Genomic DNA, 18,582 nt, shown 5'->3' with positions numbered 1-18,582 from the left:
AAACCATAACATTATACATAAAAGATGTTGAGTTGACAAGATGTAAATGCCCCAAGTGCTATGAAAATCTGTTTAGTGTATAATTCAGTTATGACCTTTTTCTAATGGTATCTGTAGCTACCTATTATGTCTCCAGTTCCTGCACGAGTCAAGCCCATCCCCCGATAATCAAGAAAAAATTTACATAAGAAATTGAAATCCCTTTTTTAGGAGGTTAGCTGTTTGACGATTACATTATCCATCTTCATCCCTTTTATAGCAGCCATCTTCGTTCCCTTATTATATAAAAGGTTACAAAGCCGGAAAATCGGCTGGTTCGTCTTGCTTGTTCCATTGACGCTATTTGCAATACTAGCAAGCTTTATCCCCTCAATAGCAAAAGGTGAAACATATACACATACGCTTCGGTGGATTGATTCTGCCGGCATCCATTTCACAACTTATCTTGATGGTCTCAGTTTAATATTCTCCCTGCTTATTACCGGCGTGGGCACTTTGGTAATTCTGTACTCCATCTATTATTTATCAGAGCGGGAATCATTGGGGCGCTTTTATGTTTATCTGTTACTGTTCATGGGTGCGATGCTTGGCGTCGTGTTTTCCGATAATCTCATGGTGCTGTACGTCTTTTGGGAGTTGACCAGCATTTCGTCTTTCCTATTGATCGCTTTCTGGTATCATCGGAAAAAATCGAGATACGGTGCTCAAAAATCCATGCTTATTACTGTATCGGGCGGCTTTGCGATGCTTGCCGGCTTCATTATGCTTCATACTATGACAGGATCGTACAGTATACGTGAGATAGTGGCCTCGATTGGTCTATACACGGACGAGCCTCTCTTTTTAATTTCCATGTTGCTAGTCTTAGTAGGTGCATTTACGAAGTCTGCCCAATTTCCGTTTCATATTTGGCTGCCGGACGCGATGGAAGCCCCTACTCCGGTCAGTGCCTATTTGCACTCCGCTACGATGGTGAAAGCGGGCATCTATTTAGTCGCACGGTTCACTCCCATTTTCGGCGGCGAAATGACTTGGTTTTATCTCGTGAGCAGTGTTGGGGTTTTCACTTTATTCTGGGGCTCGTTCAATGCCGTTAAGCAGACCGATCTAAAGGCGTTGCTCGCCTATTCGACAATCAGCCAGCTCGGCTTGGTCATGAGCCTGTTCGGTCTTGGTTCTGCTGCGCTCAATGAAGGGCATAGCGCCAATTCAGTCTTCTATGCACAAGCAACATTTGCGGCCCTGTTCCATCTCATTAACCATTCCACGTTTAAAGGTGCGCTTTTCATGGTTGTCGGCATTGTCGACCATGAACTCGGGACGCGGGATATCCGTAGATTAGGCGGGCTGATGTCTTTCATGCCGGTTACGTTCACCATCGCATTGATTGGCAGCTTTTCAATGGCAGGACTGCCCCCATTCAATGGCTTTCTCAGCAAAGAAATGTTTTTCGAGTCATTGGTGAATGCGCGCAATCTTGAACTTTTTGATGTCGGCACTTTAGGGACACTTTTCCTTGTTGTCGCCTGGCTTGCAAGTGTCCTCACATTTGTTTACAGCATGATTATCGTTTTCCAAACGTTTCTTGGGAAATTTCAACCGGATCGTATCGAGAAACCATCAAGGGAAGCCTCTTTCGGAATGCTGATTGCACCTTCCATTTTGGCAATATTTGTAGTCGGAATCTTCTTTTTCCCGAATATTATCGGAGACTATTTACTGCGTCCTGCAATGACCGCAATCTACCCAACACTCGCGGGCGTCGGAAGTCTCATGCCGCGTATTGTTCCATGGCACGGCTTTACTAATCCTGCATTGTGGATGACCGTCGGAGTCGTTGTGCTCGGAATTATCCTATATTGGTCCTTCCGTCATTGGAGAGGCATCTATACGTTAGCCCCCTTGAAATGGAATTTGGATTCAATCTTCAATGCCAATTTGGTCTTATTGGAAAAAGGTTCGTCTTATTTTACCCGTCTTTATATGAAAGGATATTTAAAGGATTATCTCGTTTATATCTTCACATTCTTTATCGTAGTGGTTGGAGGAGCTATCTTTTTGACAGGTTCCTATTCCTTCGATTTTTCAAACGATGCGCCTATTACGATGAATGAATATCTTATCGTGCTTGCGATGGCAGTTGCCGGGATTTCAATCCTATTCGCAAAATCCCGGATGACAGCGACCATTTTAAACGGCGTGCTTGGGTATTCCATCGCATTCTTCTTCGTCGTCTTTCGTGCGCCGGATTTGGCCTTGACGCAAGCTATTGTTGAAACGGTAACGACTGCCCTATTTCTTCTTTGCTTTTATTTTCTGCCGGAATGGAAGAAGGAGCGTTCGCCGGTCCGTACAAAAGTGGTAAACGGGTTAATCGCCTTTTCTGTCGGGTCGATTGTGACAGTTCTCGCCCTAGCGGTGCAGGGGAATAAAATGTTCGAATCCATATCGGTTTACTTTGAAGATGCATACCGCCTTGCAGGTGGTACAAATATTGTCAATACAATTTTAGGAGATTTCCGTGCGTTTGATACAATGCTTGAAGTGGTTGTGCTTTTCATCGCTGGAATCGGTGTGTTCACACTTATTAAATTGAAGGTGCGAAAGGAGGAACGAGACGTTGAAGATCAATGATGTCATCTTGCAAACCGTGACGAAAATCGTCGTATTCATCATTTTGACGTTCGGTGTGGAGCTGTTTCTGTCGGGGCATAACAATCCCGGCGGCGGTTTTATCGGCGGTCTTGTCCTCTCTTCCGCATTCGTTCTACTTTATTTAGTTCATGATATTGAAACGGTGCATAAAGGCATTCCGTTCGATTTCAAGAAAATAGCGGCTCTGGGGGCATTTCTTGCCGTCGGTACCGGCATTGGTTCGGTTCTGTTCGGCAAGCATTTCCTTACACAAGCAGCCGGCCATTTCAATTTGCCCGTTTTCGGTGATACCGAACTGTCGACAGTTATCGTATTCGAGGCGGGAGTGGCATTGACGGTTGTCGGTGTAGTCGTGACGATTATTTCAACCATTAGTGAGGATGTGTAGCAGATGGAAACTTTAATTACAATACTTGTCGGCTTTCTTGTAATGATCGCTGTCTATTTGCTGCTGTCCCGCAATTTGATTCGTGTGATTTTGGGGACTGCCGTCCTGTCGCACGCAGCGCATCTATTATTGATGACTATGGGAGGACTGAAGAAAGGCAGTGCACCGTTGCTCGGTGAGGATGCGGAAAGCTATACGGATGCTTTGCCACAGGCGCTGATTCTGACAGCGATTGTGATCAGCTTTGCCGTTACCGCATTTCTACTTGTACTTGCGTATCGTACATACAAAAAGACCGGTACGGATAACCTCCAACAGTTAAGGGGGTTTGAAGATGAATAACATACTAGTCATGCCGATGATCATCCCATTACTAACAGGGATCATCCTCGTTTTTTTACGTCACTACATAAAGACGCAGCGTGTTCTCGGCATTCTGTCGAGCATTGCAACAGTAGTCGTCAGTGTACTCATTTTACACCAGATCCAGCAAGAAGGGATTTTAAGGCTCGATTTCGGAGGCTGGCTTCCCCCCTACGGCATTTTATTCGTTGCAGATTCATTTTCCATGCTGCTCGTTGTGACAACATCGATTGTGACAGGAATTCTTCTTATTTACGCTTTTTCATCTATAGGTAAGCAGTATGAGCATATGTTTTTTTATCCGTTCGTCTTCTTCCTCGTCGCAGGCGTTAATGGTTCATTCCTGACAGGTGACTTGTTCAACTTATTCGTCTGTTTCGAAGTGATGCTCCTATCTTCTTATGTACTCATTACAATGGGAGGCAGGAAGATCCAACTGATCGAATCAATCAAATATGTCACAATCAACGTCCTTTCCTCATGGTTCTTTTTAATGGGGATCGCGTATTTATACGGAACGGTCGGCACATTGAACATGGCCCATTTATCAGTCAGGATCGCTGAAGTCGGACAAGGGCCTTTACTGACGGTGATCAGTCTTATCTTTTTAATCGTCTTCAGTTTAAAGGCGGGGCTGCTCCTTTATTTCTGGCTGCCTGGATCATACAGCGCGCCTCCGACCGTCATAGCTGCCCTTTTCGGCGCCTTGCTTACAAAGGTGGGTATATACGCAATGTTCCGCGTCTTCACCCTTATTTTTTATCATGAACCGGTCATTACGCATACCGCAATCGGTGTGATGGCAATTCTTACGATGATTGGCGGAAGTGTCGGTGCGCTTGCCTATAACGACATTCGAAAAATCGTTTCGTATAACGTGGTAATTGCGGTTGGATTCATATTGGCGGGGTTGGCCATTTCAACAGAAGTCGCTTTCCAAGGCGCCATCTATTATTTGATTCACGACATGATTGTTAAGGCTTTACTGTTCCTACTTGTCGGAACGATGATCTATTTGACGGGGAAAGCAAAAATCGAAGAGATGAGCGGTTTGATCCGGAACTATCCGACACTTGGATGGCTCTTTTTCATCACGATGCTGTCATTGGCGGGAATTCCGCCGTTAAGCGGGTTCATCGGCAAGGTGTTCATCGGGCAAGGGGCAATCGAATCAGGCTCCTTTATCCTTTTGATAGCAGCCTTTCTATCCGGCATTTTCGTCCTGTACTCACTATTGCGCATCTTCATGAATTGTTTTTGGGGAGAGACGATCATCAATGAGGATGACGACGTTCCATTGAAAAAAGGGATGCTCGTCCCATGTATCCTATTTGCGATCATGACGATTGCAATCGGGATCGGCGTTGAAGGCCTTGCTCCTTATGTTACTGATGCAGCACGGACGCTTATGAATCCGGAAATTTATATCGATGCTGTTTTACAAGGAAATCGTTAAGCGGAAAGTTGAGGTGAAGATAAGTGCCAGCCCAGTTATTACTGAATCTGTTCATCGCTTTTTTATGGATGACGTTAATGGATGAAGATGAATTGAGATTCACGACGTTCTTTGCCGGTTTCCTTGTCGGAATTGGAATCATCTTTTTCATGCACCGTTTTTTCGGCACCCAATTTTATTTACGCCGGTTATTTTATTCATTTAAATTGCTTTTGATATTCATCTCGGAATTGACACAGTCAAGCATCGTCGTACTACGGCAGATTTTAAGCCCGACATTGAAAATTAAACCAGGCATCTTTAAATATGAAACTGTTTTGAAAAGTGATGTGGAAGTGACAATGCTGTCGCTTCTTCTCACCTTGACGCCGGGGTCTGTCGTCATGGAAGTATCTCCCGAAGGCAACACGCTTTATATCCACGCGATGGACGTAGAGCAGTCCCGAGCCGGTTTGATCAAACAACTGAAGAACTTTGAAAAAGCGATTATGGAGGTGACACGATGATTGAAACAATGATGACGATATCGCTCGTCCTGTTTTCCATTACCATCTCCATCGCCGTGCTCCGTATCATCCTTGGCCCATCCATGCCGGATCGTGTCATTGCCCTGGATATGATTGGTGTCAACCTGATTGCGATGATTGCTGTTGTCTCGATCATGTTGAAGACGAAAGCTTTTTTGGAGGTCATTTTGATTTTAGGGATTTTGTCCTTCATCGGAACGATCGCCTTTTCGAAAGCTATTGAGAGGGGTGTAATCGTTGAGCGTAAACGAGATCGGTGAATTCATAGGCGCTTTGTTGATATTGACGGGCGGGATTGCGAGTGTCATTAGTGCTTTCGGGCTTATCCGATTGCCAGATATCTATACGCGGTCGCACGCCGCGACGAAAAGCTCAACCCTTGCCGTATTGCTGACACTTTCAGGTACTTTCTTGTATTTCTTGTTCCGTGAACAGTTTGTGAGTGTGCGGGTGCTTCTCGGTATCGTTTTTGTTTTTCTTACTGCACCGGTCGCGGGGCATTTGATTGTCCGGGCAGCGTACCGCTCAAAGGTGAAGCTTGCGGATATTTCGACGGAAGATGAGTTATATGAGGTTTTATATAAGGATGAAAGCAAAAATGACGGTTCTAGCGAAAAAAGCTAGACCGTCATTTTTTCGATCAAATATCGCAGTTATCATCCGTGCATACGCCTTGGCCTTCGGTGCCTAACACTTTCAACTGAGGTTGGATGCCTTCTTCTGCCGCCACTTTTTTCAGCGCTTCTGTAAATGCTTCAACCGGCTGCGCTCCTGAAATAGCGTATTTGCGATTGATGACGAAGAATGGGACGCCTTGGACGCCAAGTTGTCCGGCTTCTGCGATATCCCTTTTCACGTCATCAGAGAATTCATCTGACTGAAGCATCTGTTCTGTACGTTCTTTCGAAATCCCTGCCCCTTCCGCAATGGAGAGTAAAGTATCTTCATTGTCGACTGCCTCTCCTTTTACGAAGTGGCCTTGCAGGAGACGTTCCGATACGGCACCGCCCTTGCCTTCCGTTTCGGCAAGCTTAGCAAGTCGGTGTGCGTTGAAGGTATTCGCACCGACCATGCCTTCGACGTCGAAATCCAGTCCGACTGTCTTCGCCTGCGAGGCAACATTCTCTAGCATCTTCTTCGCTTCATCCAAGCTGATGCCGTACTTCTTTGCCAAGTCTTCCGGAACGGCGCCTCCAGCGCCTACAGGTGTGTTCGGGTCCAACTGGAACGCTTTGAACGTCACTTCCACCTTATCTCCCAAGTTTGTTTCCTGTAACGCTTCTTCCAATCTCCGTTTCCCGATGTAACAAAACGGGCAAACATAGTCTGACCAGATTTCAATTTTCACGATTTACGACCACCTTTCCTCTTCCATTTTAGATTTCATTCAAAATGGCAACAATGAATATGCCTGCTGCTTTCTTATCGAAGATCAATTGGAGGACTTATTATGTACAAATCACTATGGCTCCAGACCGCGTACCCTCGGGATTCCTATCCCGCTCTGGATAAAGACGTATCCTGCGATGTTTGCATTATTGGCGGAGGATTAAGCGGAATTGCAAACGCCTATTTTTTAGCGAAAGAAGGAAAAGACGTTATCCTACTTGAGAAAGATGAAATCCTATGCGGGGCTACAGGCAATTCGACTGGCAAATTGACCGCGCAGCATGACGTCGTCTATGCCGATCTGATCAAGCAGTTCGGGCGGGAGAATGCACGGATTTATTATGAAGTGAACAAGCAAGCCGTGCTGTTTGGACGCTCTATCGCTGAAGGGGATGAACTGCGGAATGCGGATTCCATCCTATTTGCGCAATCCAAGTATGGGACCGAACTGCTTCAAGATGAAAAGAAGGCGTATGACGACATCGGCATTGTTGGGGAACTTGGCAGGAATAGCGAACTTCCTTTGAAAACCGATTTGACGTTGACGTTGAAAGACGAAACACAGATCCATCCTGTGCGCTTCGGCCAGCATTTGGCGAAACTCGCCGTTAAAGCAGGAGCCCGTATTTACGAGAAATCGGATGTGCGTCTCATGGACTTGAAAAAACGCCTGCTCTATACAAATTCAAAAAACGAAATCCAATTTAATGAACTTGTGCTATGTACCCATTACCCAATCGAGGCGTTAAGAGGTTTGCAAATCTTGAAATTGACCGTCAGCCGCTCCTATCTCGTTTCAGCACCGGCGAATATGCCGTTGATGGGACAATATATTTCGGTCGACAATCCGAAACGTTCGGTAAGAACAGCTTATATCGACGGAAAAACACATTTCCTCTTATCCGGCGAAGGGCATCAGGCAGGGATGGAAAAAGAGACGCAAGTGCATTATGAAACGTTGTCCTCCGAATTGAGGAATGTCTATCAGCTGGACGCGATGAAATACGGCTGGTCTGCACAGGATCCGCAGACTCCAGACCTCATTCCGTATGCCGGCTGCATTTCGACGAGCATGCCTTATGTTCATTTGAATACGGGTTTCCGGAAATGGGGGCTGTCCAATTCACTTGTCAGTGCGCGGATTATCAGCGACCAGATCGTCGGTCGGCAGAACAAGGCCGCTTCGCTCTATGCACCCGATCGCACCGGCTTCGGCTCATTCCTCGTTCAAGCATTAAAGAATACGGGGCTTGTGCTGAGAGAATTCACCGGGGGGCATATTTCAAGGACCGACTCTCCGATCTGCACACATATGGGGTGCAGGACGCGGTGGAATGAAGCCGACCAAACATGGGATTGTCCTTGCCACGGATCCCGTTTCCGGAAGGATGGCTCCGTCCTCGAAGGACCTGCAACGAAACCGCTGGATTTGGAATGACAATCTCCATCAATCGCGTGCGTCGAAGGTCCCGAAATGACCATATATCTTGGGAAATGATTGATATCCGTCGGGAAATGATGGATCAGTATTGATATCTAAAAAAGGTTGTGCCCCTAAAGAAGAGCACAACCTTTTTATTATTTTATTTCAATGCTTCTGTCAAAACAGGCACGATTTGTTTTTTCCTTGAAACGACACCTTTGAACAAAGTCGTATTGTTCGTCAATGCAACGTTGAATGCAGCACAAGCGCGTTCTGCAGCGTTTCCGAGTGCAATGACAGTCGAATCATTGTTCAAGATGTCCGTTACGACGAACAGGAACAGGTCTAATCCTTTTTCTTCGATGATGCTGTTCAATAGAACTTCCACCTCGGCTTGGCGATTCATGACATCATCGACTTCAATCGCGTTCACTTGCGCGATTTCAATTTTCGCATCACCGATCGTGAACTCCTTCGCATCAAGCGATACGAGTTCCTCTAGTGATTTTCCGCTCAGATCCGCGCCAGCCTTCAGCATTTCAAGACCGTACACTTGCGCATCCACTTCCGCAATCGTTGCCAATTCTTCAGCGGCCGAGCGATCCTCTTCCGTGAATGTCGGTGATTTGAATAGCAATGAATCGGAAATGATTGCGGAAAGCATGAGTCCCGCAATGTCCTTTGGAATCTCGACGTTATTTTCCTTATACAGCTTTTTTAAGATTGTTGCTGTGCAGCCGACTGGTTCAGCACGGTAATAAAGCGGATCTGCCGTTTGGAAATTGGCGATCCGGTGATGATCGACGACTTCGATGACTTGTACATCATCCAGATCATCAACACTTTGCTGTTTTTCATTATGATCGACAAGGATGACTTGCTTTGCTTCCGGCGCTGCTTTTTCGATTAATCGTGGAGCTTCAAAGCCGAATTGACCGAGCGCGTAAGCTGTTTCACCTGAAATAGAACCAAGACGCACCGCTTCTGCATCCATCCCAAGCTGTTGTTTCAAATAAGCATAGCTGATCGCCGACGTAATGGAATCGGTGTCAGGGTTTTTATGTCCAAATACGAATACTTTCCCCATTATAATCCTCCTACTGGTATATTCCTTTTTATTCTATCATAAAGGTTTGCTGAACAAAATCGCTGCCAGCTCCTCTTTATTTACGAGGAAATCGGCAATCGTGTACTTGTCCAAAACGGCCAAATAAGCGGAAAGCGCTTCATGCAATGCGCCTTTCAATCGGCATGCAGACGACAGGATACAATGATTGCCATCCGGACGGAAGCATTCGACAAGATAGAAATCATCTTCCGTCTTCCGGACGAGTTCGCCTACATTTATATCCTCGGGCTTCACGTTCAGCCTGATTCCTCCGCCTCTCCCGCGCACCGTTTCAATAAGACCCATCTTTCCTAACTCATGGACAACTTTTGTCAGATGGTTTTTAGAGATTTGGTATCGATCCGAAATTTCCTGGATCGTCGATAACTCTTCGGCTTCCTTTGTAGCCAAATACAGTAAGACTCGCAATGAAAAATCTGTATATAATGTCAACCGCATAATTTCACCGCCATTCAACAACCTATTATAAGCGATTATGTCGGTATCGTGAAAGAAATGTGTCTAAAATTTTACATCAATATAAAGATGCATTTTAAATATATCTTTAAGAAAAGTAATCGTTTATAGTGAAAGTAACAAAACAAGAAAGGTTGTGCACCTTATGTTATCCCAAAAAACAATTGATATCGTAAAATCTACAGTTCCAGTTCTTGAGCAACATGGTAAAACAATTACAACAGTCTTTTATAAAAATATGTTCGCTGCCCATCCTGAGCTATTGAATATTTTCAACCATGCAAACCAATCGAAGGGCCGTCAACAAACTGCACTTGCCAATACCGTTTACGCAGCTGCAGCGAATATCGACAATCTCGGTGCAATCATCCCTGCAGTCATTCAAATCGCCCATAAGCACCGTTCTTTAGGTATTCAAAAAGAACATTATCCAATTGTCGGCTATCATCTTCTAGAAGCTATCAAGGAAGTGCTTGGCGATGCGGCAACACCAGAAATCATCGGAGCTTGGGGAGAAGCATACCAAGTCATCGCAGACGCGTTCATCGGCATCGAGAAGGACATGTATGACGCGACTGAAGAAGCTGAAGGCGGCTGGAGAACATTCAAGGATTTCGTCATCGTCGACAAAGTTCCGGAAAGTGATGTCATCACATCATTCTATTTGAAGCCGGCAGACGGTAAACAACTGCCTGCGTACAAGCCGGGGCAGTACATTACAGTCCGTTTCCAAACTCCTGGAGATAAATACACGTTGAACCGTCAGTACAGCTTGTCGCAAGCGCCTGGTAAAGATACATTCCGGATTTCGGTGAAACGGGAAGATGAATGCGTCCCTAATGGAAAAGGCTCCGTCCACCTTCATCGGAACACGAACATTGGCGATACGATTGAAGTGAGTGCACCAGCTGGAGATTTCTATTTGGATACGGAGAGCACTTCACCTGTTACGTTGATTAGCGGAGGCGTCGGCATCACGCCGATGATGGCGATGTTCGAAACGATTGCAAATGTTACACCGGACCGTCCAGTGGCATTCCTTCATTCCGCACGTACACGCAAGCACCAAGCGTTCGATGAAGCATTGCGCAACATGACTGATTCGCTTCCAAATGCTAAATACGAAGTGCTTTACTCAGAAGAAGGCGATGGTTTCATCAACAGTGAATTTTTGGCGAAGCATGTAGCGGAAGGCAGCGACATTTATGTCTGCGGACCAACTCCATTCATGCAAGCCGTCATTTCCGCATTGCATGGAAACGGAGTGTCCGAGGATAAAATCCACTTCGAATTCTTCGGACCGAAAGAACAATTGGAATTGCAGCACGCTTAATAAATGGTTGTACACAAAAAGCGCGACTTCCTCATTATGAGAGAGACGCGCTTTTTTACGACTATTTACGGACTTTCGCCGGAAGCCTGAATGACGCAACAATAAGCGCCCCGACAAGGAATAATCCGGCATACCCGACGAACGGATAGAACTGCCCGACCAGCTCTTTGAAGCCGCGGAAGCTTAGCGCAAATCCTGCGATGAGCGTAATCATGACGAAGGTCTTGAATTTATTCGTATTGATCTTTACAAACCTTGCACCGAAAGCATAAAACATACTGACAGCCGTATTAAAGATCATTCCATAAAGAATAAATGCCATGAAAATCCCAAGGATCGGCGAAATGTCATTAATAATCGCAAGCATCGGCAAATCGGCATCTCCTACGACATCCACCTTGGAAAATATCGCCAAGTTGCTGAGGATGATTAGGATACCGAGTCCCAATCCTCCTACGAACCCGCCGATCGTCGCTGCTTTCTCATCCTTCTCCGCACCGCCCATTACCAATGCCATCGAGGCGCCTACCGTAATATTGAATGACACGTAGTTAATTGCAGAAAAAAACCAGTTCGGCAACGTCGTGTCCAAAGCGGTTGCGGTCGTATTCAAAGAGCTGAACGATTGATCCATCGTCGCTATTGAATAAACCGAGATAATGACAACTGCCATGATTAGAAACGGCGTAATACTGCCAATGACGCCAACGACTTTATCGACATTCAGTAAAATGGTTAAATAGACAAGAATCACCATTACGATCGTTCCAACGATGGGATGTAAACCAAATTGTTGATGCAGATTGGAACCAGCCCCCGCCAACATGACGACGCCTGTGCCGAATAGTGTAAAAATGATGACAAAGTCAATGATGACCCCGATATAGCGTCCACTGATTTTGTAAATGACATCCTTATGAGAAGTCGTTCGCATTCTGCTCCCAATCCGCGTCAACACCATTCCCAAATAAGCAAATAGAATTGTAGATAAAACCGCAGCAACAATTCCCATGAATCCAAAACTAGTAAAGTACAATAGTATTTCCTGCCCGGAAGCAAAGCCGGCACCGACGATGATTCCAATGAAAGCACTACCCATTTTCAGTATCTTTTTCATACTATTTTCCCCCCTCGGCATCCCCGTAAAAAAACTCCTATATGCCAAATAATCCGAATTTTCAACACGAATAAACTTGTACCGTTTTAATTTAACACGGTATTCACCTCAATTCAACAAAGTATTTTTCTTTATTTTTATATTCCGTTATTTAACAAAAAAGAACCGCCCCAGTTGAGGGACGGTCCTGCTTCGCTTTATCATTTCTCAAGTAATTTTGTTGACTCGCGGATGAACGCCGGTAAATCGTCGGGCGTCCGGCTCGTCACCAATTGATTTTGGCATACGACGACTTCTTTATCCGCATATTTTGCACCTGCATACTCCATATCTACTTTGATGGACTTATAGCCTGTTGCATCTCTGCCTTCCAACGTCTTTGCCGTAAGCAGCAATTGAGGTCCATGGCAAATGGCGAATACCGGTTTCTTAGCGTCCATAAACGCTTTCGCGAATTGGACGAATCGGTCATCCGCCCGCAGCTGATCCGGTGAAAAGCCGCCTGGAATAAACAGAGCATCGAAGTCTTCAGGCGAAGCATCGTCGATTCCAACGTCAATTTTGACCGTCGACTCACCTTGCTTGCCTTTCACTTCCTTGCCAGCTTCTTTCTCGATAGTGACGACTTCATGTCCCGCTTCCTCAAAAGCCTTTGCCGGCTCCGTATACTCCGAGTCTTCGAATAGATTCGTGATCACTGTAGCGATTTTAGCCATTATCTATCATCCTTTCGTTTTTCTTCCCTTACTACTATTCCACACTCCCGTGCAGCTAAACTTACGGGCGGTACTTTGAGACATAAGGATTATCTTTTTCAAAAAAACGCCAAGGATAGAGGACGGCTTCTCCAGAGTTCCCGATTCCTACACGGGGACCCGTTTCGATTTCACTTGCGCCCGGCCCAGCGGCTATGAACAGCGGCTCGTCCGCCCAATGATGTCCATAATACTTCATCGTCACGCCGAGCGCCTTTGACAGCTTGCCTGGCCCATTCGTCCAGTCCTTCATCTTCAGATGCGAGCCCCGGGTTTCCTTCATCAGCTCTAGCCCGTCGACCGGCTCTGCGGCACGGATAAGGACAGCGTGCGGCGTCCCAATCGGTCCACTGACGACATTCATCAATGTGTGAGTGTGCATTTGGTACGTGTACACAAGTCCCGCAGTACCGAACATGATTTCCGTCCGTTTCGTCCGCCGGTTCCCGAAGCTATGGGCAGCACGATCTTCAGGCCCGTGATACGCTTCCGTCTCGACAATCCGCGCGGCAATCACTCCGTCCGGCCGCTCATGCACAATATATTGACCGACAAGATTTCGGGCAAGCTCAAGCACATGTGGCTCAAAAAATGATTTATCAATCGGCTCGTACATCCGAATCCTCCTCCCGTCCTAAGTCGCTTCGTTTATTTTACAGTGATCTCGTGATCATTAACTTCCTGTACATCGCTGCAATTTCCGGGCTCTCCCTTTCCCACTCTTTATTTCTTGGCATCGGAATCTTGAATTGCTTCTCCATCTCAGTCATTAAACCAACCAGGAGCATATCTCTTTTCGGTTGGTCCGCATGTATGATTTCCTCATACTCTCTTTGATAATCCGCCAGTGATTTCTTAGTTGCCATTACATGTTTCCTCCGATAATTAACTTCCCATTCTTTTTATCTATTGGGTCACGACAATCCTTGCCCTTCAGCAAATTCTCGATAAAGCGGATGCGAGTCAATCAATTCATTATGCGTCCCAATCCCTGTAATCTGCCCTGCTTCGAGGAAAACAAGCTGGTCCGCATCGATCACAGTCGACAAACGATGCGCGATGATGAGTGTCGTACGCCCTTCCATCAGCCGCTGAAGCGCCTCTTGGACATGCGCTTCGGATCCGCTGTCCAAATTCGACGTCGCTTCATCCAGCAGCAGAATCTCAGGATCATGCAGCAAAGCTCTCGCAATTGCAATTCGCTGCCGTTGTCCCCCCGAGAGCTTCATTCCCCTCTCCCCGACGAGAGTTTCAAAGCCATCCGCCATCTCTTCGATGAACCGGAGTGCGTTAGCCGCCTCAGCAGCTCTCCGCACCTCCTCCAATGAAGGACGGATTTCCAAACCGTACGCGATATTATCCAAAATTGTCCCGCTCAACAACGGGCTTTCCTGCGACACATAGCCAATCCGCTTCCGCCAATCGGATAAGGCTATATTCGCTATCGGTGTGCCGCCGATCGATATCTCACCCGCCGTCGGCAAATAAAATCGTTCAATGAGCGAGAAGATTGTTGTTTTCCCACCGCCACTTGGCCCTACAAACGCAGTAACCGTTCCGGGTTTTGCTTGGAATGAAACCCCTTGAAGAACATCCTTTCCGTTTTCATATGAAAAATCGACCGCTTCAAACTGGATGCTGCCATCTGGAACAGCTTTGACACCCTCCGCCCGCTCGCTGTCCATTCCTAAAATCTGCTGGATCCGCTCCGTTGCACCGACTGCTTTCTGGAAAATCGTAAACACCTGCGCCATTTGTGCGAACGGCATTATGATCTGGAACATGAGAAAAATGATGGCGACGAGTGTTCCTGCGGATAATATCCCTTTGGACACTTGCGCACCGCCATAGCCAAGGATCACGACTAAAATGCTCATCATCACAAGCGTCATGACCGGCGAAATGATTGCCTGAATCCTCGCCTCTTTCAATCCGAATGAAAACAGGGAGCTGATTGCCTTTCCACCCTTCTCCCCTTCATTCGGCTCTGCCCGATATGCCTTCACCAGACGGATATCGCCAAGCACCCGGCCAAGATGACCCGAAAATTTCGCCATCTCCCCTTGCGTCGACTTCGCTATTTTATGCATGATCCGGCCAAGCGGGAAGATGATTGCCATACTGACCGGAATGCTAATCAACATGATCAACGTCATCTTCCAATCCAAATACAATAGAATCGCAACGGCCCCGATGATCGAAATGATGCCCGTAATGAATGACACAAGATGATCCGATACCAACTGTTTTAGCATCGTCGTATCCTGCGTGATGCGGCTCATCGTTTCACCGGTTTCATTCTCATCGTAATAGGAAACTGGAAGCCGCAGCACTTTGTACCATAATTTATTTCGTAAATCCGCAACGATTGTTTCACCGATGAACGCAAGTAAATAATACGATACCCCGCCCAATACAGCCTGCACAATGAAAACGATAAACAGGAACACAGCAGTTTGCCAATTGAACGCTGCCGCCGTCAACGAATCCACAAGCTGCCGCGTCACTAACGGAACCGCTAAACTCGCCGCGGTCGAACATAGCGCAAGCACAAGTGCAAGCGCCGTCTTCCCCTTCGGCCACTTCAGCTGCCGCAGTAAAACAATGAATTCCTTCATCGATCCTTTCGTTTTCAACTCACTTTCCATATTCTCACCCTCTTCTCTCTTCAGATACGCTTAAATCCTCAACATCACTCATATACAGAAAAGTTCACGCATAAATGCGTCCAAAAGCTCATAAACCGATAAAGTGACGCATAATCGATGTCAAAAACTCATAAAAGGAAGAACTCACGCATAAATCCTTTCAAAAGCGCATAAACGTTTAAAAGTAAAGCCACTGCCAGAGTTTTATTATAGACGGATTTCGTATTTACACCAATATCTAAGCGTGTACCGTAGATAGCCATTCTTCCACTTCCCTCGGCGATGTCAAAATAAGCACTTCCGCACTACTGCGCTCAAGCATTTCATAAACGCCCGGCCGCTTCTTCTTCGGATACGTCCAGATGAACTTCACAAATTCCCAATCGACCTTCTCCTCGCACCCTTCCGCCATGTCAGGACGCGTTCTCCCCCGATACATCCACCGCCTCTTGAAAATCCGTGTCAGACAGAGCCAGTTCGGGAAGTCGAGGAAGATAATCAAATCAGCATATCGAGCCCGCATCTCAATCGTGGAGTTGAAATTTCCATCGATGATCCATGCGGGCTTTTCCAATTCATTTTGAAGTTTTTCCCGAAATTCCGGCTTCGGCGTCGGCACCCATCCTTCATTCCAAAATAGGGCGTCCAGATGAAGGACAGGCAGTTGCAGACGCTCCGCAAGCTCAATCGATAACGTCGATTTCCCCGCACCGCTGCACCCGATAATCAGAATCCTTTTATATGACCTTTCATTCATTCCGCAAACCCTCCAAAAACTGTCCAATCTTCAACCAATCCGCGTCCAAATCAGGACGGTGCGATGGTCGATAAAAGACGGCTGCAGGATGAAATGTAGGAACGATCCGATACACGCGATCCGTCCACTCAAACGTAGTGCTATCGAGATCGGGAAGAAACCGTACCGGTCTCTCCAGTAACTGCCCGTGCAGCTCCGTCACCTTCTCATCTTTGCCGAGCAGCCTTTGCAACCCGACATTTCCGAGCGCCACGATCAGCTTCGGCTCGATATTTGCGATTTCATAATCGAGCACCGGAGCATGCGCCAAAATCTCTTTCTTCGTCGGCGGCCGATTGTACTTCCGCTTCGTCATCGTGCCGTCCCGTTCCCGTTTCTCGCCCCACTTATACGGCCGACTGCGAACCGTGCTCGTTATATACACATCTTCACGCGTCAATCCAATCGAATCAAGCGACTTCATCAATTCCTTGCCAGCCCTGCCAATGAAAGGAATGCCATCCACGGCCTCGAATTCTCCAGGCGCTTCACCAATCAGCATGAGCTCCGGCTTTTGCGGACCTTCTCCATAGACAAATCCTTCCACTGGAAACCCTTTGATCCTCTCTCTTCCAAGTTCAGCAATCGATTCAGGTATTCGAAACATCGGCACACTCCCTTCAGCCTTGCAACAGTTGGATTGTCTTATCTAAGAACACTTTCCCATGACCTTGTTTAATCTTCTCAATTCCTTCTTCTATCCGATCATATCGAAATGCGCGGATGATTGCGAATAGATGGGGAACCATCTCCATTTCGCGATTCGACAAAGGCCTTTCGGATGTATAGGCGTCTATGTATGCATGATATCGCTCCTCCGGCGTTTCAGTTCCGTCGAAGTCATAATGCCATGCCAGGAATACAGCAACCCCTATGCATTCATTAATCAGGACTTCATCCCCCGCAATGTTGTAATCAAAGACACCGGATATATGATCTCCTTGGAATAAAAGATTATAAGGGCATAGATCTCCTTGTATCGGTCCTGACGGAAGCGTATTCCATAGTTTTTTCAGTTGTAATCTTCTACTTTTATAGAGTTCTTTTACCGTTGTCAGCTCTGCCTTAAACGTTTCATCTTCATTGATGCTCCGAATCAAATCCAAATAACTTAATTCATTTTCATCATAATCACCGAACGCATCGGTTTCATTGCCACCGAACATACCCCAGCTAGTTCCTGTATTGAAACGGAAGTCAGTCGTTGAAGAGATGGCATGCTGCATGCCGAGCATTTTTCCACTCTCTCTAATATGTGACAGTCGTAGTCGTTTCAATTCCTTCCCATTCCCTTTCTGTTCGAGAATGAAATGCAAACCCTCATGCTCAACATACCGATTTCCCTCTATGGTTTTTTCCGGCACGATAAAAGGCAAGCCAGCATTGTTCATAATCTTAGTAAATTCGATGATACTTTCGATAAATGAAGCTGGTGCCTTCTCGCCTTTCAGAAAATATATTGCCCCGTCCACTTCCACTTCCGCGACAAGCCTATTTTCGTCACGTAGAATCTCATGGCGTGTAACTGGTTCTGTAAAATAGTATTGCATGACCTCTTGAATCAATTCTTTCATCCCCCAATGATATATTGTTCCAGCGCACGCTCCACACTCGTCGCAAAGCTGCTGCCCGCTCCCCAATCGAACCGGAAGAATACGCCTTCCGAACTGCCTGCCGCTACGACATGGACTCGTGTAGCACCTTCGAAATTATCAATCGTTGCAGTTACCGATGCTCTGTTATTCGACCGCATATAATATTTCTCCATGATCAGCACATGGACTTCTGACGAACCGGCCGTTCGCTCGTAATGGTCGACCAGCGTTCCGCTAATGCTGCCCCGGAGAATTTCCGTTTGAATGATGGACACTGCTTCCCCAGGTGAAATTGACACATTGAAATTCTTGATTGACATATCAACATCCCCTCTCTATATATGTCTAAATACGTATGGAACTGAATGGAAGTTTCAATTCGTGGAAGTTTCGATAGATGAGGGGGTTTTTTAGACGTTGACCGCTGCTTTTTGGATGCGCGACACCTCGCTTTGGACGCGCAACACCTTGCTTTGGGCGCGCGACTCCTTGCTTTGGGCGCGCGACTCCTTGCTTTGAACGCACGACACCTCACTTTGGACACGCGACACC

Annotated in this window: 21 protein-coding genes; 9 read left to right on the top strand and 12 right to left on the bottom strand. The window is 46.4% G+C overall.

Going from position 1 to position 18,582, the window contains the following annotated elements:
- The first annotated feature begins 222 nt into the window (after positions 1-222).
- Genes AWV70_RS07705 through AWV70_RS07675 form a run of 7 tightly spaced genes read left to right on the top strand, consistent with a single transcriptional unit; the run spans position 223 to position 6,013 of the window.
- Positions 223-2,634 (top strand): Na+/H+ antiporter subunit A, encoded by a 2,412-nt coding sequence (locus AWV70_RS07705; protein WP_060205808.1) that lies wholly within the window; start codon positions 223-225, stop codon positions 2,632-2,634.
- On the top strand, positions 2,621-3,043 hold the full coding sequence (locus tag AWV70_RS07700) for a Na(+)/H(+) antiporter subunit B (RefSeq protein WP_060205806.1): 423 nt from the start codon (positions 2,621-2,623) through the stop codon (positions 3,041-3,043). Before AWV70_RS07705 ends, AWV70_RS07700 begins: the two co-directional genes overlap by 14 nt.
- A gap of 3 nt (positions 3,044-3,046) precedes the next feature.
- On the top strand, positions 3,047-3,385 hold the full coding sequence (locus AWV70_RS07695) for a Na(+)/H(+) antiporter subunit C (protein WP_060205804.1): 339 nt from the start codon (positions 3,047-3,049) through the stop codon (positions 3,383-3,385).
- Positions 3,378-4,862: a Na+/H+ antiporter subunit D gene (locus tag AWV70_RS07690; protein ID WP_060205802.1), complete on the top strand. Its 1,485-nt coding sequence runs from the start codon at positions 3,378-3,380 to the stop codon at positions 4,860-4,862. Before AWV70_RS07695 ends, AWV70_RS07690 begins: the two co-directional genes overlap by 8 nt.
- A 23-nt stretch (positions 4,863-4,885) precedes the next feature.
- Positions 4,886-5,368: a Na+/H+ antiporter subunit E gene (locus AWV70_RS07685; RefSeq protein WP_060205800.1), complete on the top strand. Its 483-nt coding sequence runs from the start codon at positions 4,886-4,888 to the stop codon at positions 5,366-5,368.
- Positions 5,365-5,649, top strand: a complete 285-nt coding sequence (locus AWV70_RS07680) for a Na(+)/H(+) antiporter subunit F1 (protein ID WP_060205798.1) — start codon at positions 5,365-5,367, stop codon at positions 5,647-5,649. The genes AWV70_RS07685 and AWV70_RS07680 overlap by 4 nt, the downstream gene beginning before the upstream one ends.
- Positions 5,627-6,013 (top strand): Na+/H+ antiporter subunit G, encoded by a 387-nt coding sequence (locus AWV70_RS07675; RefSeq protein ID WP_060205796.1) that lies wholly within the window; start codon positions 5,627-5,629, stop codon positions 6,011-6,013. The genes AWV70_RS07680 and AWV70_RS07675 overlap by 23 nt, the downstream gene beginning before the upstream one ends.
- A gap of 16 nt (positions 6,014-6,029) precedes the next feature.
- On the opposite strand, the gene AWV70_RS07670 is transcribed toward AWV70_RS07675, so the two are convergent.
- Positions 6,030-6,737, bottom strand: coding sequence for a DsbA family oxidoreductase (locus AWV70_RS07670; RefSeq protein ID WP_060205794.1), 708 nt, complete (start codon positions 6,735-6,737; stop codon positions 6,030-6,032).
- Positions 6,738-6,839: 102 nt separating this feature from the next.
- Here AWV70_RS07670 and AWV70_RS07665 point away from each other — a divergent pair, with 102 nt between their 5' ends.
- The gene (locus tag AWV70_RS07665) at positions 6,840-8,216 is read left to right on the top strand and encodes an FAD-dependent oxidoreductase (RefSeq protein WP_060205792.1); all 1,377 of its coding nucleotides are present in this window, start codon (positions 6,840-6,842) and stop codon (positions 8,214-8,216) included.
- A gap of 145 nt (positions 8,217-8,361) precedes the next feature.
- Here the strand turns inward: AWV70_RS07665 and AWV70_RS07660 are convergent, their stop codons facing one another.
- Complete coding sequence (locus tag AWV70_RS07660; RefSeq protein ID WP_060205790.1) at positions 8,362-9,288, bottom strand: manganese-dependent inorganic pyrophosphatase; 927 nt, start codon at positions 9,286-9,288, stop codon at positions 8,362-8,364.
- Between the two features lie 36 nt (positions 9,289-9,324).
- Positions 9,325-9,768 (bottom strand): RrF2 family transcriptional regulator, encoded by a 444-nt coding sequence (locus tag AWV70_RS07655; RefSeq protein WP_153009922.1) that lies wholly within the window; start codon positions 9,766-9,768, stop codon positions 9,325-9,327.
- A gap of 163 nt (positions 9,769-9,931) precedes the next feature.
- Here AWV70_RS07655 and hmpA point away from each other — a divergent pair, with 163 nt between their 5' ends.
- A complete protein-coding gene (hmpA, locus tag AWV70_RS07650) occupies positions 9,932-11,119 on the top strand; it encodes an NO-inducible flavohemoprotein (RefSeq protein WP_060205786.1) in 1,188 nt (395 codons plus the stop codon).
- Positions 11,120-11,180: 61 nt separating this feature from the next.
- Here the strand turns inward: hmpA and AWV70_RS07645 are convergent, their stop codons facing one another.
- The 9 genes from AWV70_RS07645 to AWV70_RS07605 all read right to left on the bottom strand — a co-directional run bounded on the left by AWV70_RS07645 (position 11,181) and on the right by AWV70_RS07605 (position 18,350).
- Entirely contained in the window at positions 11,181-12,236 is a 1,056-nt protein-coding gene (locus tag AWV70_RS07645; protein WP_060205784.1) for a hypothetical protein, read from the bottom strand.
- A gap of 200 nt (positions 12,237-12,436) precedes the next feature.
- Complete coding sequence (locus AWV70_RS07640; protein ID WP_060205782.1) at positions 12,437-12,952, bottom strand: type 1 glutamine amidotransferase domain-containing protein; 516 nt, start codon at positions 12,950-12,952, stop codon at positions 12,437-12,439.
- A gap of 61 nt (positions 12,953-13,013) precedes the next feature.
- Positions 13,014-13,607, bottom strand: a complete 594-nt coding sequence (locus tag AWV70_RS07635) for a DNA-3-methyladenine glycosylase (protein ID WP_060205780.1) — start codon at positions 13,605-13,607, stop codon at positions 13,014-13,016.
- A 37-nt stretch (positions 13,608-13,644) separates the two neighbouring features.
- Complete coding sequence (locus AWV70_RS07630) at positions 13,645-13,857, bottom strand: hypothetical protein (RefSeq protein WP_060205778.1); 213 nt, start codon at positions 13,855-13,857, stop codon at positions 13,645-13,647.
- Positions 13,858-13,905: 48 nt separating this feature from the next.
- A complete protein-coding gene (locus tag AWV70_RS07625) occupies positions 13,906-15,639 on the bottom strand; it encodes an ABC transporter ATP-binding protein (RefSeq protein WP_060205776.1) in 1,734 nt (577 codons plus the stop codon).
- A 238-nt stretch (positions 15,640-15,877) separates the two neighbouring features.
- Positions 15,878-16,396 (bottom strand): DNA topology modulation protein, encoded by a 519-nt coding sequence (locus tag AWV70_RS07620; RefSeq protein ID WP_060205775.1) that lies wholly within the window; start codon positions 16,394-16,396, stop codon positions 15,878-15,880.
- On the bottom strand, positions 16,389-17,042 hold the full coding sequence (locus tag AWV70_RS07615; protein WP_060205772.1) for a uracil-DNA glycosylase: 654 nt from the start codon (positions 17,040-17,042) through the stop codon (positions 16,389-16,391). The genes AWV70_RS07620 and AWV70_RS07615 overlap by 8 nt, the downstream gene beginning before the upstream one ends.
- A gap of 13 nt (positions 17,043-17,055) precedes the next feature.
- Positions 17,056-18,009 carry a phosphotransferase enzyme family protein gene (locus AWV70_RS07610; protein ID WP_060205771.1) on the bottom strand — a complete coding sequence of 318 codons (954 nt, stop codon included), beginning with the start codon at positions 18,007-18,009 and terminating at the stop codon, positions 17,056-17,058.
- Complete coding sequence (locus AWV70_RS07605) at positions 18,006-18,350, bottom strand: DUF6054 family protein (protein WP_060205768.1); 345 nt, start codon at positions 18,348-18,350, stop codon at positions 18,006-18,008. The genes AWV70_RS07610 and AWV70_RS07605 overlap by 4 nt, the downstream gene beginning before the upstream one ends.
- Between the last annotated feature and the right edge of the window lie 232 nt (positions 18,351-18,582).

It is taken from the genome of Sporosarcina koreensis (genome assembly GCF_001531445.1).
Classification (GTDB): Bacteria; Bacillota; Bacilli; order Bacillales_A; family Planococcaceae; genus Sporosarcina; species Sporosarcina koreensis_C.
Note: the sequence above shows the minus strand (reverse complement) of the source record. Positions and strands in the feature narration are given on the sequence as shown.

What these genes read in the sequence shown, in the direction of transcription:
- AWV70_RS07695 (WP_060205804.1), top strand. Translation starts at nt 3,047, where the DNA reads ATGGAAACTTTAATTACAATACTTGTCGGCTTTCTTGTAATGATCGCT.
- AWV70_RS07690 (WP_060205802.1), top strand. Translation starts at nt 3,378, where the DNA reads ATGAATAACATACTAGTCATGCCGATGATCATCCCATTACTAACAGGG.
- AWV70_RS07680 (WP_060205798.1), top strand. Translation starts at nt 5,365, where the DNA reads ATGATTGAAACAATGATGACGATATCGCTCGTCCTGTTTTCCATTACC.
- AWV70_RS07665 (WP_060205792.1), top strand. Translation starts at nt 6,840, where the DNA reads ATGTACAAATCACTATGGCTCCAGACCGCGTACCCTCGGGATTCCTAT.
- AWV70_RS07660 (WP_060205790.1), bottom strand. Translation starts at nt 9,288, where the DNA reads ATGGGGAAAGTATTCGTATTTGGACATAAAAACCCTGACACCGATTCC.
- AWV70_RS07655 (WP_153009922.1), bottom strand. Translation starts at nt 9,768, where the DNA reads ATGCGGTTGACATTATATACAGATTTTTCATTGCGAGTCTTACTGTAT.
- hmpA (WP_060205786.1), top strand. Translation starts at nt 9,932, where the DNA reads ATGTTATCCCAAAAAACAATTGATATCGTAAAATCTACAGTTCCAGTT.
- AWV70_RS07645 (WP_060205784.1), bottom strand. Translation starts at nt 12,236, where the DNA reads ATGAAAAAGATACTGAAAATGGGTAGTGCTTTCATTGGAATCATCGTC.
- AWV70_RS07640 (WP_060205782.1), bottom strand. Translation starts at nt 12,952, where the DNA reads ATGGCTAAAATCGCTACAGTGATCACGAATCTATTCGAAGACTCGGAG.
- AWV70_RS07635 (WP_060205780.1), bottom strand. Translation starts at nt 13,607, where the DNA reads ATGTACGAGCCGATTGATAAATCATTTTTTGAGCCACATGTGCTTGAG.
- AWV70_RS07630 (WP_060205778.1), bottom strand. Translation starts at nt 13,857, where the DNA reads ATGGCAACTAAGAAATCACTGGCGGATTATCAAAGAGAGTATGAGGAA.
- AWV70_RS07625 (WP_060205776.1), bottom strand. Translation starts at nt 15,639, where the DNA reads ATGGAAAGTGAGTTGAAAACGAAAGGATCGATGAAGGAATTCATTGTT.
- AWV70_RS07620 (WP_060205775.1), bottom strand. Translation starts at nt 16,396, where the DNA reads ATGAATGAAAGGTCATATAAAAGGATTCTGATTATCGGGTGCAGCGGT.
- AWV70_RS07615 (WP_060205772.1), bottom strand. Translation starts at nt 17,042, where the DNA reads ATGTTTCGAATACCTGAATCGATTGCTGAACTTGGAAGAGAGAGGATC.
- AWV70_RS07610 (WP_060205771.1), bottom strand. Translation starts at nt 18,009, where the DNA reads ATGAAAGAATTGATTCAAGAGGTCATGCAATACTATTTTACAGAACCA.
- AWV70_RS07605 (WP_060205768.1), bottom strand. Translation starts at nt 18,350, where the DNA reads ATGTCAATCAAGAATTTCAATGTGTCAATTTCACCTGGGGAAGCAGTG.